Genomic DNA, 14,663 nt, shown 5'->3' with positions numbered 1-14,663 from the left:
CTCTAGTCCTTAAGCTAAGATGTATTTTAACCGCTTATCCTAAGGATAAGGGAATAGGGCATAGGCGCAGATGTTAGATCCTGTAATAAAACTTAACATTTACCACTAGAAACATCCGAAATCTGCAAAATAGAGTATAATTCAGTCTAGATTAACTATTATCGAAGCAATTATGATAACTAAATCAGAACTCTATGAACAAGATTTTCAATTATGGCTGATAACAACAATAGGTCAGTTGGAACAAGGAGATTTTCAGGCATTAGATGTATCTCATTTGGTTGAGGAGTTAAAAGAATTGGGTAAATCAGATAAAAATGCCTTGGAAGGAAATTTAATGATTTTGCTGGCTCATTTACTGAAATTAAAAGTACAATCCTCCGCCCCTGAAAGCATGAAATCTAGCTGGTATAGCTCCATTGTCGAACACAGGGAACGAGTTGTCGCCTTACTAGAAAACACCCCTTCTTTGAAATCTCATTTAGCAATCGCCATCGATAAAACCTATCCTAAAGGTCGCAAAATTGCCATCAAGGAAAGTAAATTGGCTGACTTTGGAATTGCGATTCCTCCAGAGGAAGCATATCCCTTAGACTGCCCTTTTTCCTTAGAACAGATTCTTGACGAAGATTTCTATGGCTGATAATTCATATTTAATCCATCAGCTAAGACACTTTCAAAATGCTTCTAAAAAGTCTTCAAATCTCAAAAACTGGGAAGCTATACAAGTCACATCTGTCTCCCGATACTAAGCGATTCGACTGACTTTAAATAGAGCTTACAAGCTTTTTTGCCCAACCCTAGTTAATCAGCCTTCAAGAATAAGTAAAAATTATAAATTTAAGGTAAATAATTAAAATATTTAAATATTTGGCGCGATTAGTCAAGTGTAACAAGCAAGTTACAAGATTTTGATTTTCCCAGAATTTGCCAAAATTTGGCTGTAAATCGGGGTTGCCTACATTTATTAATATGGTATGATCGTGGTATGCTGTGGGCTTAGTTTAAGCATTAAACTTTAAATCAACGGAAAACCAAGACAATCAGGGGACTATATCGATTCTCTTGCCCAAAAAAAGCCGCCAGTGATGAAATTTTTTTATGTTGCAATTTTTGAAGTTTTGTAAAGGCTATTGACTTAAAGCCAGAATTGTGCAACTCTCCCCGCTCCAAACTCTGGCACTCGCAGACAGTCAACAGCTAATCAAGTTGGGAACTAGGAGGAGAGGTCAACTCCTAGTCCCCTGTTTTTTGGAATATCAATTCCGCTTAAGGTACTTCAGTCCAGCGCCTAAGCCTCCTAGTACCAGCAAACTCAGCACAGTTGACGGTTCGGGAACAGAGACAGGAACAGGGGCAGGGGCAGAAAAGTTAGAAATCGTCACACTAGCCCGTCCGAGGGTGTTGTCTCTAGTGAAAATACGGAAACCAAAGCTGTCGCCAGCTAGGACGTTAAACGTCGATGTCCCGTTTTGGACAACACCTCCCCCATCATTAGTTACTTGGGTGAAGCTGCCGTTGAGCAGATATCCGAAGGGATCGGAAAAAGGCCCATCACTATCATTAGTCGAATAGTTCCAATTAAACGTCACCGTCCCAGCCGCAGCCGCAGTGGTGGTGTAGTTTGTGGTTCCAGAAATCATAGAACCATTGTCCCCCCCAGTCAGGCTAATGGACGCGGGAGCGCCGCCGGTATTAACCGACCCGTCGGCATTACTATTGGTAAATGTCCAGTTAATGGGAGCGTAGGGAGTTTGGAAACCGGACACTGTTGCGGCACTAGCACCAGAAGCAGCGGCTAGGGTGAGGCCAACAGTAGTGACAGTCATTGCGGTCTATGACCGCAATGACTCGAATAATTTTGGCGATTTGGTGGCCATGGCCCTAAAAATAAATTAATGTACCCCTTAAAGTTAAGGTTGATCAAAATATTTTTCAAGAGGATTTTTTATGAAAATATTCAATCCTATCTATATAGATAAGTAAATGGTTGGTTCTCTTATTCTTTGTGTGATCGGTGTAACTTATATAGTAGCGATCGATCTTTGTCTCCTTTGTGTCTGGAGTGGTTGGTTTCACTCATTCGCCCGCAAATCTACTCGAATCTGGCGCTGCTGATTTTTTATCTCAGTTTGAAGAGGGGCTAAAAACTGGCGCAATGTGGACATCGATCGAAAGACTAAGCTAAACTGGTAATGACTATGTATTAGGGCGGAGGTCAACGGATACAACTATGGACAATTTGGAGGTAAAACAAAAACCGATCCGGTGTTTAGAAGATGCGATCGAAAGGTGTCAAACTTTAGGAATGCGGGTTAGTCGTCAGCGTCGCTATATTTTAGAATTGCTGTGGCAAGCGCAGGAACACCTATCAGCGCGAGAAATTTATGATCGTCTTAATCTGCAAGGAAAAAACATCGGTCATACCTCAGTGTACCAAAACCTAGAGGCTCTATCGGGTCAAGGCATTATCGAATCTGTGGAACGCTGGGACGGCAGACTCTACGGTAACATCAGCGACTCCCACAGTCACGTCAATTGTCTGGACAGTCAAGAAATCATCGATGTGCATATCCAACTTCCCCCGGAATTAATTAAACAGGTCGAGGCATCGACGGGGGTAAAAATTACCGATTATCGCATCGATTTCTATGGCTATAAACAAAATAAATGAGCCAGATAACTGTATAATTGGCCCTGTGAATAGTATCCGTTGACAGGCTGCAACTCTTGTGATCGATCGCCCTCTCACCTTAATTATCATCGATAATGACCCGATTTTCCGCTTGGGTCTGGTGCAGGCCTTGTCGCGGATAGAAAATATTAGTATCGTCACCGAAGGGGATTTAGAAACAATTTTCGCTTTGACTCTGAATCCCTCCCCCGAAATTATTATTATCGATCCTCTTTTTGATTGGTCTTACTGTGAAATTCTCCACTCTCGCTACCCCGAAAGTAAAATTGTTCTATTAACCTTTCCTCTCGATTCCAGACAGCAACTAATCGCCAGAGAATTAGGCATCGCCGGTTATATTCCCAAAGGCACAAACCTAGAGCAATTTATCAGTATTTTAGGACAAATTTCCCGGGATGAATCCCCAGATGTTGCCCCTTCTGCTCTCACCATTGCTACCCGTCCAAGTTTAGCCCCTAGTCATTGGTTAATCGCTGCCGGAAGAACGGGATTAAATCGCATCGAAAGTGAATTACATTTAATTGATCTCCATCTCAATCAACAGTCTTTATCCAGCTTTGATCGCTTTTATTGGCAGGGGAGAAAACGAGAACTTTTAGCCGCCCTATGGCTAGTGAGAAAACTAATTCCCCTGGAAGGTAGCTATTACAATTCAGCTTCAGTGACACCTCCGGTAATAATTAACAATATCGATCGGGAATTACCAATTTTAAGCCGCGAGCGTCCCCTGTGTGTTTCGGCAGTTTTTGAGTCCACTTTAGCAGTCATTCGATCGCCTTTAATTAATAGAACAAAGATTAGTTTTGAAATTGATGTTTTACAGGATAATCGGCAACGGGAATTATTGTATTTAGTTCTCGATGAAATTCGTAAAAATGTCGATGAAATGAGATATTTACAGGTTAGCAGTGGGGAATTAAACAGTCGCCTAAATCTGATTATTTACGATATTTGGGAGAAAGTTACGCGTAAATTTTTAGAAATTAATGCCTCGGTTTCTGACGAAATTAGTAAAAGCAGACTTAACGAAATTATTCTAGAAGAAAGAGAGGCAATTCAAACAGAAATCCTCAATAAAATTCCTTTTACTCTTGACTTATTTTCCTATTTAGTGTACGAAAATAGTTTAAATATTGACGGAGTAGAATACCGGGCTAATGCTCCTGAAACCATCGCCAGAGCCGAAATTCTCCTGCAAAATCTCATTCATAATCTTGCCAATGCAGTGACGGTAATTATTCTCAATAACTTCTCGGAATCGGAAAGAATCAAACAAAAACTTTACCGGTCAGAATTTCTCATCGCTAGAAAATTAGCTAAAATCCGCAATGAATTATCTTGGAAATACCGACGGCAACAATACTGGCAAGAACCCAAAGATATCTTTGAAAGTCAATATCAATTATTTCACTATAGCGAGGGACAAATCAAATCTTTAGCCATTTATTCCCCCCGACAGGAAGAATTAAACAGTTTAACAGGCATACCCTGGTTAGTTTCGATCGCCTTAGAATTAAGAGACTCTTTATCTCCCCGTTTACGCGCTTTTTTTCGGGTGGTGGGTAAGGGAGTAGTCTATATCCTGATCCAAGTTATCGGTCGCGGTATTGGTTTAGTAGTTCGCGGGGTTTTACAGGGAGTCGGTAACACTTGGCAGGAAGTCAAAGGTAAAAAGGGATCATGAATGATAACTGATAACTGATAACTGATAACTGAAGTGACCCTAACTTTTACAATTCCTTATCAAAACTGTATTTATCGCGAATTTGTCCGACAAAAAACTGTCCTTTCGATGGTGCAGACTGAAAGTCTTTATATACTGCCAAAGGTAGATCATGATAAAGATAGATACCACCGTGATTAAATTCCACTTTCAGAATTTTTTTTTCCTCATCGTAGTCAAAAGATTTAATCGCTGTACTTTGACTTTTTAATAAGGGGAAAGCAATCACATCGCGAATACTGGCAGAATCGGTTAATAACATGATCAGGCGATCGATGCCAATTCCTAAGCCTCCCGTGGGGGGCATTCCGTATTCTAAAGCGGTTAAAAAGTCCTCATCAACGCCTTGGGCCTCCAAATCTCCGGCCGCTTTTTTGAGTGCCTGTGCTTCCAATCTTTGCCGTTGGTCGATGGGATCGGTTAACTCAGAAAAACTATTAGCTAATTCCCGTCCAACCACATATAATTCAAATCTTTCCACGAGGTCAGTTTTTGAGCGATGGGGTTTAGCTAAAGGCGAAATTTCCACGGGAAAATCTAGCACAAAAGTGGGCTGTATTAGGGTTTCTTCGACTTTTTGTTCAAAAGCTTCATTTAGGAGCTTACCGATGGTTTTACAGTCCTCTGGAACGCCAATGCCGGCATTTTCTGCGGCAATACGAGCCGACTCGAAATCCTCAAAACTATTAAGGTCAACCCCGGTTATTTCTTGGACTAATTCGTGCATAGTCACTCGTCGCCAAGGGGGAGTTAGGTCAATTTCCGTGTCTTGATAGGTGATTTTCAGCGTACCTAAAACATCCTGTGCGGCATTAACAATAATGTTTTCAGTTAACTCCATCATGTCATAATAATCGGCATAGGCCTGATAGATTTCGATGGAAGTAAACTCAGGGTTATGTTTAGTAGAAACCCCTTCATTGCGAAAAATTCTGCCTAACTCGAAGACTTTTTCAAAACCACCCACTATCAATCTTTTTAGATGTAATTCGGTGGCAATGCGGAGATATAACTCCATCTCCAGCGTATTATGATAGGTGATAAACGGTCTAGCATCGGCTCCTCCCGCTTCACTTTGTAGCACCGGAGTTTCAATTTCAATAAAACCTTCTTGGTCTAAATATCTGCGAATGGCAGCGGTAATTTGGGCGCGACGGCGAAAAGTTTGTCGCACTTCCGGATTAACAATTAAATCCACATATCTTTGGCGATAACGTTTTTCTACATCGGTTAAACCGTGCCATTTATCCGGGAGAGGTAAGAGGGATTTGGTGAGAATTTCATACTCGTTTACATAGATAGATAATTCGCCGCGTTCTGTGCGTTTAATTGTGCCTTTTGCTCCTAAAATATCGCCCGTATCGGTCAGTTTAATTACCGTGTTAAAGGCATTCGGCACGGCGGCCATGGTTTCACTAATGCGTTTTTTATCGAGGTATAATTGAATCGTTCCCGTTTCATCTTGCAGGTTAAAAAAGGCTAGTTTACCCATAATTCTTCGGGCAATAATCCGACCAGCAATGGCTACTTCTGTGCTAATTTCTTCTCCCGGTGCTAAGTCAGCGTACTGCTCTTGTAATTGTTGAGCGTGAGCGGTAGATTTCCACTGGTAAGCGTAGGGATTTAAGCCAGCTTTTTGCAATCCTGCCACTTTTTCTAAACGAGCAGCCCGGATTTCTTCGAGGGTAGAGGAGGGTTGATTTTCAGGATTTTGTGCTTGAGATGCCATCGTTTTCTAAGAGGAACAATTCTGGGGAATTTTTAGGTGTTGGGGATTTCAGTTATCAGTTATCAGTGATCAGTTATCAGATGTGAGTTATCAGTTTACTGCTCACTGAAAAATTATCGTCCCATTTCTCGCTTTAATTTTTTCAATTCTTCTTCCATTTCCCATTCTTTAAATTTTAGATCGAGATGATCGTAGTTCGAGCGCTGATAGTCCGATTCTTGGGGTTGATCCCAAAAAGTGGTTTCCCAGTCACGCGACTGATTTTTAGGGGCTTTTTCGGCTTTAATTTGCACTTCTTGACGACGTTGTTGGATCTGTTGCAGTAACTCTTGGGATTGAGTCAGACGTTTTTTCACCCCTTCCATCCGTCCCCAAAGTTGATTACCCTGACGAAATAGGGCTGCCTCGCGTTCACTAGCAGCCTTAAGCAAGTCCTGCCGTCCAGCGGCCTTAGCCTTATCAATTCTAGCGTGCCAAGTTTGGATATCTTGGGCAGTGGCCAAAATTTGCTGTTCGAGACGTTGACGCTCATTTTCTAGGGCGGTAATAAGTTTAGCAGTATCGCGCTCCTGTTCGCGCAGTTGCTCTACCAGCGCCTGTAATTCTAATTGGGGATGACTTCTGAGAAATTCTTCCAGTTGGGTTTCAAGAAAGCGACTGACATCATCAAATAGATTGCCCATCTGTGCAGTATCCTAAATTTGCCATTAAAGTTTAGGAGCGATTTTAATCCCCCTCTTTTTAGCATAGGCTAGATCAACCCTAGATTTAAATATATTTAGGAAAAGTAGTACAAAGATGTTATTCAGCCGCGGGTTAGGGACGGGGAAACCCGTATAATAAAACTAAGTAGCTGGTTATAATTAAATTAAAAATGGATTTTAGGTTCGATCCCCCCTTCCCCCCTTGATAAGGGGGGTGCCGATCCCCCCTTAGTCCCCCCTTAATAAGGGGGGCATCTGATAATTTTTAACTCCTACCTACTTAGAGTGATATTTCCTGAAAACCTCTTAATTGTTTGACTTAAGTGACAACTTCACCAGCTTGGACAGAACGCATCGGTTATCAACGGGATTGGGTGTGGCGCGGTTGGCAAATTCGTTATAGTTTTATGCCGGCAAAAAACCCCCAAGATGCCGATAATCCCCCTTTAATTTTACTGCATGGATTTGGAGCGGCGATCGAACATTGGCGCCATAATATTCCTATTCTCAGCCAAAATCATCGAGTTTACGCGGTAGATTTATTAGGTTTTGGTGGTTCGCGCAAAGTGCAGGTTCCCTATACCGTTAATCTCTGGGTGGAACAAATACACGATTTCTGGCAAACTTTTATCAATAGACCGGTGGTATTAGTGGGAAATTCGATCGGTTCTTTAGTTAGTATGGCCCTAGGGGGTAAATACCCGGAAATGGTAGCCGGATTAGTTATGCTCAGTTTACCCGATGTCAGCCGTCGGCGGGAAATGATCGCCGATTGGTTATTAAATATCGTCACTCCCATCGAAAACTTTTTCACTTCTCCTTGGCTATTAAAACCGATATTTTACTATCTGCGTCGTCCGCAAGTCTTGAAAAAATGGACAGGAATCGCCTACGAAGACAAGAAAGCAGTCAGCGACGAATTAGTACAAATTATCGCCGCCCCAACCCTAGATGAGGGGGCAGCCGAGGCCTTTATTTCCCTAGCACAAGCTGTCAATCATCCCGAATATTGTCCACCAGCAAAGTTAACTTTACCACGCTTAGAAATCCCGATTTTATTATGTTGGGGCAAGCAAGATCGCATGGTTCCCGTCCAGTTAGCGCAGGGTTTTGTCTCCCTTAATCCTAGGATTAAATATGTAGAATTTGACCGGGCCGGTCATTGTTTACAGGATGAATGTCCTGACCGTTTTAACCCAATTTTATTAGAGTGGCTAGAATCTGTTCCTGTTCTTTGAGAGAATAGGGAGAGTGATTGTTGGTCATAGTCCTATGCAAACCTTGGAATCGACGCTCAACCCCCCTGCAACTGCCTCCGAATTCGACACCACGATTCACCGACGCAAAACCCGTCCCGTCCGGGTAGGTAGCGTTACCATCGGTGGTGGTCATCCCGTGGTCGTGCAGTCGATGATTAACGAGGATACCCTTGATATAGATGGTTCCGTGGCCGGTATCCGTCGCCTCCATGAAATCGGCTGTGAAATTGTCCGCGTCACCGTGCCGAGTCTGTCCCACGCCACCGCTTTAGCTAAAATTAGGGAAAAACTGCTCGCCACCTATCAACCCGTGCCGTTAGTAGCCGATGTACATCACAACGGCATGAAAATCGCCCTAGAAGTGGCCAAGCACGTCGATAAAGTGCGGATTAACCCCGGTTTGTACGTTTTCGAGAAACCGAAAGCCGACCGCAGCGAGTACAGTCAAGCAGAATTTGATGAAATTGGCGAAAAAATTGCCGAAACCCTGAAACCTTTAGTGATTTCTCTGCGAGATCAAGGTAAAGCGATGCGAATCGGCGTTAATCACGGTTCTCTGGCCGAAAGAATGCTCTTTACCTACGGCGACACCCCCGAAGGAATGGTACAGTCGGCTTTAGAATTCATCCGCATCTGCGAATCCCTCGATTTTCGCAATCTGGTGGTTTCCCTGAAAGCTTCCCGCGTGCCGGTGATGGTGGCCGCCTATCGTCTCATGGTTAAGCGCATGGACGAGTTAGGTATGGATTATCCCCTACATTTGGGGGTTACTGAGGCAGGAGATGGGGAATACGGACGAATTAAATCCACTGCCGGGATTGCCACTCTCTTAGCGGACGGTATCGGTGATACGATTCGCGTCTCTCTGACGGAAGCTCCCGAAAAGGAAATTCCCGTCTGTTACAGCATTCTCCAGGCCCTGGGACTGCGGAAAACCATGGTCGAATACGTTGCCTGTCCTTCCTGTGGTCGCACTCTTTTTAATTTAGAAGATGTCCTGCAGCAAGTGCGCGCAGCGACTCAACACCTCACCGGACTCGATATCGCCGTTATGGGTTGTATTGTCAATGGACCGGGAGAAATGGCCGACGCAGACTATGGTTATGTGGGGAAACAGGCCGGTTATATCTCCCTTTATCGCGGTCGCGAGGAAATTAAACGCGTCCCCGAGAGTGAAGGTGTCAGCGAGTTGATTAATTTAATTAAAGCCGATGGCCGTTGGGTAGAACCTTAATTAGTTTTACCGGTAGGGGTTGACATCTATTCAACCCCCGATCATCGGCGAGGATTTGTTATAATAAAAGGCTTGCTAGAAATTGCCGCCCCAGAGAGTTCATGCTACCTACACGCGATTGTGTTCGTCAAACCCCCGCTTATACTCCGGGAGAACAGCCCCAAAGCGCCGGATTTACCAAACTTAACACCAATGAGAATCCCTATCCCCCACCGGCGGAAATTTTTGCCCACCTGCAAGAGCAATTAGAGAAAGTCCGACTCTATCCCGATCCTATCTCCAAAGAGTTACGGCAAACGGCGGCGGAATTATACGGCATAACAGCCGATCAGATAATCGCGGGTAATGGCTCCGATGATATCCTTAATATCGCCCTGCGAACTTTTGTTAACCCTGGCGAAAGTGTCGCTTTTTTGGATTTAACCTATTCCCTTTACGAGACAATTGCTCGGGTACACGGGGCAAATATTATCCAATTTCCCACTAATGATCAATTTGCATTAGCAGGACCGATTATTTGTCCGGAAGCTAAATTAATTTTTCTAGCTTCTCCTAATCCTCCCCTCGGTAAACATCTTGATCGCGACTATTTAGAAGCAACCTGTGCTAATGCCTCGGGATTGGTATTAATTGATGAAGCTTATGTGGATTTTAGTGATGACAATCATCTCGATTTTCTCTCCCGTTACGATAATGTCATCATTAGTCGCACTATGTCGAAAAGTTATAGTTTAGCGGGGTTAAGAGTCGGTTTCGGTTTTGCTTCCAGGGCAATTATCGAACAGATGGATAAGGTGCGTGATTCCTATAATTTAGATCGCATCGCTCAAACTTTAGCCACAGCAGCTTTAAAACAACATAATTATTTTGAGCAAGTTTGGCAAAAAGTCCGTCAAACCCGCAGCCGTTTAATTACTTCTCTGCGCGAGTTGGGATTTATTGTTTTTGACTCGGAAGCTAATTTTATCCTCGCTTCTCCTCCCCAAATTAGTGCCAGTGAGTTATATACTCAACTCAAAGAGCGTCAGATATTAGTGCGATATTTTAAACATCCTCGCATTCAGAATTATGTACGGATTTCTATCGGCACTGATGGGGAAATTGATCGCCTTTTATCTGCTATTCAAGAGATTATGGGAACAAATTAATCTCTATTTTCGTCAAGGTTTTATTAACACTTTAACCCCTAATAACTTCTCAAAAAAAGGCTAGATTGATCGGAACAAAGCAGCGACAAACAAGGGTCTAATGGCCTGTCGTTTCTCCCGATTACTAGCCTTGGCTATCAAGATTATTAGTCCCACAAAAGGATTAAATACTAGCGCACAAATTTTTGAACTTATGCAATTTTATCCCCAAGGAATCACAGTTCAAGAATTGAGTGAGCGCTTAAATCGTCCCGTTTCTATGCTCAATCTTTGTCTAAAATCTTTGGTCGCTTCTAAAAAAGTCGTGGCCAAAAAAAATCATAATCAGTGGGTTTATACTGTTGATAAAAAAGCTTAGTTTGTCCAGATAAGCATACTTGAGATATAGAAAAAGTGTTTATTATTACCCCTATTGCTGAATAACTATTTTAGGCTGTAGGTAGTATTCATCTTCTCGGACAACTATCTCACCAATGCCGAGAAATTGAGCCTCTAAAGACTCCACAGCAACCAGAGAACCGATCATAACATTTGTATCGGTTAGATTAATTTTTCTGCCGTGAAACCAATCGATAACTCTCTCTGATGTCAAAGAAATCCAGTCTAGATGCGCCAAGGCAATGCGAGGCGAAATTAAACCCTCAGAATTAGCCATTAAAGCTTCCAGATTAATACTATCAGCTAATTGAAAACCACAGCTTTCCGTGCGAGTTAAACTGGCTAAAGTGCCACCCACAGCTAACACCTTGCCCAAATCTCTGGCCAGGGAACGGATATAAGTCCCCGATCCACAGTGAATATCTAGCTCTATCTGCGGAAATTCGCCCTCTAACCAGCCTAAAACCGTAATTTGGTCAATTTTGACCTGACGAGGCTCCACTGCGATTATTTCCCCTTTGCGAGCCAATTCGTAGAGACGGCGACCATCCTTTTGAATAGCACTATACATCGGCGGAATCTGGGCGATATTACCGATAAATTCCGCTAAATGAGGCTTAACTGCCTCTAAAGTTAAATCGGCACAGGGACAAGTAGCGATCGCTTTTCCCGTAATATCATCGGTATCGGTGCTGAGTCCTAACTGGATTTTTGCCCGATAAGCCTTATTTTCAGGTAAATAGGGCAGTAATCGGGTGGCAGCCCCGACGGCGATCGGTAAAACTCCCGTAGCCATAGGATCTAAAGTTCCGCCATGGCCGACTCGTTTTGTCTTAAGAATTTTTCGGACTTTGGCCACGCAATCGTGAGAAGTCCAATCGGGGGGTTTATTGAGATTTAAAAAGCCAAACATTATAAATTATCAATTATGAATTATGAAGTGGGGAGACGGGGAGAATAGATAAAAGCAATCTCCTCAATTCTGAATACTGACGGCTGATAGCTAAAAATCTGACGTATTATATAATTGCATAACTTCGCTTAAAGGTAAACGGGAACGAACACCGAGGGAAAGGTCAGAAAAATGACCCAGATCATAATGATCAACCGCAGCGCGAGCAATCATAGCGGCGTTATCGGTACAGAGTTTAAGCGGCGGAAAATAGACGGTTAAATGATGATTTTTGGCGGCAGTTTCCAGATGATTTCTCAAGGCACTATTAGCCGCCACTCCTCCCCCGATCGCGATAGTTTTTAAGCCATAATCTAAGGCACAATTGATAGTCCGACGGGTTAAACTTCTGGCTACCGTATCTTGAAAACTAGCGGCTATATCAGCTACGGGTAAATTATCTGGCTCGAATTTCTCTACTAAGCGCAAAACAGCAGTTTTTAAACCACTAAAACTGGAATCGTAGGCATGAAAACCGCCGGTTGGTAAAGATATTTTACCTTCAGGTAAGGGAAAAGCTTGGGGATTACCATCTTTAGCCATGCGATCGATGATCGGACCACCCGGATAACTTAAGTTTAATAATCGTGCCACTTTATCAAAAGCTTCTCCGGCTGCATCATCTCTAGTGGTTCCTAATTGTTGATATTTACCGCAGGCCTGCACATGGATTAAACTGGTATGACCCCCGGAGACTAAAAGAGATAAAAAAGGAGGTTTAAGATCAGATTCAGCGAGATAGGAAGCATAGATATGACCTTCGAGATGATGAATGCCGATAAAGGGTTTATCGTGGACAATAGCGAGGGTTTTGGCTGCCGTCATTCCCACCATTAAAGCACCTACTAAACCGGGGGCAACTGTGGCCGCTATTCCATCAATTTCTGACCAATTTAACCCCGTTTCTTGCCAAGCTTTTTCTAGACAAAAATTAATGGTTTCTAGGTGTTGTCGCGAGGCCATTTCTGGCACAACACCACCATAGAGACGATGGAGATCAATTTGAGAAAAAACTACACTACTCAACACATGGTTATTGTTAACAATAGCCACAGCAGTTTCATCGCAACTGGTTTCGATCGCTAAGATAATTGTCATAAATTAATCAGTAAATCGTCAGACACCCCCCTTATTAAGGGGGGATTAAGGGGGGATCCATCTTTAATTTAATTATAACCACTTACTTAATTTTGCTTAGGTACTTAATTAAAATTATCGTTCAACAATTTCCATAGCCACCACCGCCGGGGGTTTCAATAATAAAAATATCACCAAGGTTCATTTCTACAGTCGCAGTCCCGGGCAATTCTTCGATAGTTCCATCGTTTCTTTCCACGGCATTACGTCCTATTTTACCGGCTTTTCCTCCCGCCAGTCCAAAGGGGGGAATTAGGCGATTACCCGATAAAATATTAGCAGTCATCGCCTCTTGAAATTTAATTCTTCTAATCACACCATCACCTCCAGAATATTGTCCCTTACCGCCACTATCGGGGCGAATGCTAAAACTTTCTACTAACACAGGATAGCGCATTTCTAATACTTCCGGATCGGTGAGACGGGAATTAGTCATCTGGGTTTGCACGGCAGCAGTTCCCGCAAAATTTGCCCCCGCACCAGAACCGCCACAAATAGTCTCATAATATTGATATTCTTGATTGCCAAAAGTGAAATTATTCATCGTCCCTTGGCTGGCGGCTTGAACGCCTAAAGCACCGTATAAAGCATTAACTATTGCCTGGGAAGTTTCCACATTTCCCGCTACCACGGCCGCTGGATAAACGGGATTAAGAAAACAGCCAGACGGGATAATTAAATGGAGGGGTTTAAAACAGCCAGCATTTAAAGGAATTGCCTCCTCCACAAGGGTACGAAAAACGTATAAAACCGCCGCTCTTGTCACTGCCAGGGGTGCATTAAAGTTATTATTTAACTGGTCAGATGTGCCAGTAAAATCAATGGTTGCTTGACAATTATCAATATCTATGCTGATTTTAACCTTGATGACAGCACCGTTATCCAGATAATAGGTAAATTCACCATCTTTCAGGACAGATATAGCTTTTCTAACCGCTAATTCCGCATTATCTTGAACGAACTGTTGATAGGCTTTAACCATAGCTAATCCGTAGCGATTAACCATATTATGTAATTCTTTTTCCCCCTTGGCATTAGCGGCTATTTGTGCTTGAAAATCGGCAATATTTTGGGCGATATTGCGTGCAGGAAAAGGACTATTAGTTAAGTGATTAATTAATTCTTGTTCCCGAAACTGTCCCGCCGCTACCAGCAAAAAGTTATCGAATAAAATTCCTTCTTCGCTAATATGGACAGAGTGGGGAGGCATAGAACCGGGGGTAATGCCACCGATATCAGCTTGATGTCCCCGGGAGGCAAGATAAAATAATATTTCCTGATTTTGGCGGTCAAAAATAGGGCTAATTACGGTGACATCTGGCAGGTGAGTACCGCCATTATAAGGATTATTAGCCAGATAAACATTCCCCGGACGAATCGTCTCACCTTTATCCTGAATTAAACTTTTAACACTATCGGCCATAGAGCCTAAATGGACGGGAATATGAGGAGCATTAGCGATTAAATTTCCCACCTCATCAAAGATAGCACAGGAGAAGTCTAGGCGCTCTTTAATATTGACACTTGCTGCCGTATTTTGCAGAGTAATCCCCATTTCTTCGGCAATAAATTGATAGAGATTTTTAAATATTTCTAGATAAATAGGATCGGCAACGGTAGTTATTTCTGTGCGGTGAGAATTGAGAGGGAACATAGGAAAATCAGTTATCAGTTATCAGTTATCAGTTATCAGTTATCAGTTAG

General features: G+C 42.8%; 13 protein-coding genes. 7 read left to right on the top strand and 6 right to left on the bottom strand.

Annotated elements, in window-relative coordinates:
• Window positions 1-172 precede the first annotated feature (172 nt).
• Window positions 173-643 (top strand): DUF29 domain-containing protein, encoded by a 471-nt coding sequence (locus myaer_RS09455; protein WP_002733042.1) that lies wholly within the window; start codon window positions 173-175, stop codon window positions 641-643.
• 616 nt (window positions 644-1,259) lie between these two features.
• Here the strand turns inward: myaer_RS09455 and myaer_RS09450 are convergent.
• Window positions 1,260-1,829 carry a PEP-CTERM sorting domain-containing protein gene (locus myaer_RS09450; protein ID WP_046661903.1) on the bottom strand — a complete coding sequence of 190 codons (570 nt, stop codon included), beginning with the start codon at window positions 1,827-1,829 and terminating at the stop codon, window positions 1,260-1,262.
• A 404-nt stretch (window positions 1,830-2,233) separates the two neighbouring features.
• Between myaer_RS09450 and myaer_RS09445 the strand changes: the two genes are divergently transcribed.
• On the top strand, window positions 2,234-2,674 hold the full coding sequence (locus tag myaer_RS09445; RefSeq protein ID WP_046661902.1) for a Fur family transcriptional regulator: 441 nt from the start codon (window positions 2,234-2,236) through the stop codon (window positions 2,672-2,674).
• 58 nt (window positions 2,675-2,732) lie between these two features.
• Window positions 2,733-4,379, top strand: coding sequence for a DUF3685 domain-containing protein (locus myaer_RS09440; RefSeq protein WP_046661901.1), 1,647 nt, complete (start codon window positions 2,733-2,735; stop codon window positions 4,377-4,379).
• Between the two features lie 46 nt (window positions 4,380-4,425).
• Here the strand turns inward: myaer_RS09440 and lysS are convergent, their stop codons facing one another.
• A complete protein-coding gene (lysS, locus tag myaer_RS09435; RefSeq protein ID WP_046661900.1) occupies window positions 4,426-6,147 on the bottom strand; it encodes a lysine--tRNA ligase in 1,722 nt (573 codons plus the stop codon).
• 113 nt (window positions 6,148-6,260) lie between these two features.
• On the bottom strand, window positions 6,261-6,830 hold the full coding sequence (locus myaer_RS09430; RefSeq protein ID WP_046661899.1) for a TIGR04376 family protein: 570 nt from the start codon (window positions 6,828-6,830) through the stop codon (window positions 6,261-6,263).
• Window positions 6,831-7,174: 344 nt separating this feature from the next.
• Here myaer_RS09430 and myaer_RS09425 point away from each other — a divergent pair, with 344 nt between their 5' ends.
• From myaer_RS09425 to myaer_RS09405, 4 genes are all read left to right on the top strand, one after another.
• Window positions 7,175-8,089, top strand: coding sequence for an alpha/beta fold hydrolase (locus tag myaer_RS09425; RefSeq protein ID WP_046661898.1), 915 nt, complete (start codon window positions 7,175-7,177; stop codon window positions 8,087-8,089).
• Window positions 8,090-8,123: 34 nt separating this feature from the next.
• Complete coding sequence (gene ispG, locus myaer_RS09420; protein WP_046661897.1) at window positions 8,124-9,344, top strand: (E)-4-hydroxy-3-methylbut-2-enyl-diphosphate synthase; 1,221 nt, start codon at window positions 8,124-8,126, stop codon at window positions 9,342-9,344.
• A 101-nt stretch (window positions 9,345-9,445) separates the two neighbouring features.
• A complete protein-coding gene (hisC, locus tag myaer_RS09415) occupies window positions 9,446-10,492 on the top strand; it encodes a histidinol-phosphate transaminase (RefSeq protein ID WP_046661896.1) in 1,047 nt (348 codons plus the stop codon).
• A 100-nt stretch (window positions 10,493-10,592) separates the two neighbouring features.
• Window positions 10,593-10,850: a cobaltochelatase gene (locus tag myaer_RS09405; RefSeq protein ID WP_046661895.1), complete on the top strand. Its 258-nt coding sequence runs from the start codon at window positions 10,593-10,595 to the stop codon at window positions 10,848-10,850.
• Window positions 10,851-10,901: 51 nt separating this feature from the next.
• Here the strand turns inward: myaer_RS09405 and truB are convergent, their stop codons facing one another.
• From truB to myaer_RS09390, 3 genes are all read right to left on the bottom strand, one after another.
• Entirely contained in the window at window positions 10,902-11,783 is an 882-nt protein-coding gene (gene truB / locus myaer_RS09400; protein ID WP_046661894.1) for a tRNA pseudouridine(55) synthase TruB, read from the bottom strand.
• Window positions 11,784-11,873: 90 nt separating this feature from the next.
• Complete coding sequence (tsaD, locus tag myaer_RS09395; RefSeq protein WP_046661893.1) at window positions 11,874-12,920, bottom strand: tRNA (adenosine(37)-N6)-threonylcarbamoyltransferase complex transferase subunit TsaD; 1,047 nt, start codon at window positions 12,918-12,920, stop codon at window positions 11,874-11,876.
• A gap of 121 nt (window positions 12,921-13,041) precedes the next feature.
• Complete coding sequence (locus myaer_RS09390; RefSeq protein WP_046661892.1) at window positions 13,042-14,613, bottom strand: hydantoinase B/oxoprolinase family protein; 1,572 nt, start codon at window positions 14,611-14,613, stop codon at window positions 13,042-13,044.
• Between the last annotated feature and the right edge of the window lie 50 nt (window positions 14,614-14,663).

This window comes from Microcystis aeruginosa NIES-2549 (assembly GCF_000981785.2).
GTDB lineage: Bacteria > Cyanobacteriota > Cyanobacteriia > Cyanobacteriales > Microcystaceae > Microcystis > Microcystis aeruginosa_C.
Note: the sequence above shows the minus strand (reverse complement) of the source record. Positions and strands in the feature narration are given on the sequence as shown.

Bases quoted from the DNA above. Each gene is read 5' to 3' on its own strand.
- myaer_RS09455 (WP_002733042.1), top strand. From the start codon at position 173: ATGATAACTAAATCAGAACTCTATGAACAAGATTTTCAATTATGGCTG.
- myaer_RS09450 (WP_046661903.1), bottom strand. From the start codon at position 1,829: ATGACTGTCACTACTGTTGGCCTCACCCTAGCCGCTGCTTCTGGTGCT.
- myaer_RS09445 (WP_046661902.1), top strand. From the start codon at position 2,234: ATGGACAATTTGGAGGTAAAACAAAAACCGATCCGGTGTTTAGAAGAT.
- lysS (WP_046661900.1), bottom strand. From the start codon at position 6,147: ATGGCATCTCAAGCACAAAATCCTGAAAATCAACCCTCCTCTACCCTC.
- myaer_RS09430 (WP_046661899.1), bottom strand. From the start codon at position 6,830: ATGGGCAATCTATTTGATGATGTCAGTCGCTTTCTTGAAACCCAACTG.
- ispG (WP_046661897.1), top strand. From the start codon at position 8,124: ATGCAAACCTTGGAATCGACGCTCAACCCCCCTGCAACTGCCTCCGAA.
- hisC (WP_046661896.1), top strand. From the start codon at position 9,446: ATGCTACCTACACGCGATTGTGTTCGTCAAACCCCCGCTTATACTCCG.
- myaer_RS09405 (WP_046661895.1), top strand. From the start codon at position 10,593: ATGGCCTGTCGTTTCTCCCGATTACTAGCCTTGGCTATCAAGATTATT.
- truB (WP_046661894.1), bottom strand. From the start codon at position 11,783: ATGTTTGGCTTTTTAAATCTCAATAAACCCCCCGATTGGACTTCTCAC.
- tsaD (WP_046661893.1), bottom strand. From the start codon at position 12,920: ATGACAATTATCTTAGCGATCGAAACCAGTTGCGATGAAACTGCTGTG.
- myaer_RS09390 (WP_046661892.1), bottom strand. From the start codon at position 14,613: ATGTTCCCTCTCAATTCTCACCGCACAGAAATAACTACCGTTGCCGAT.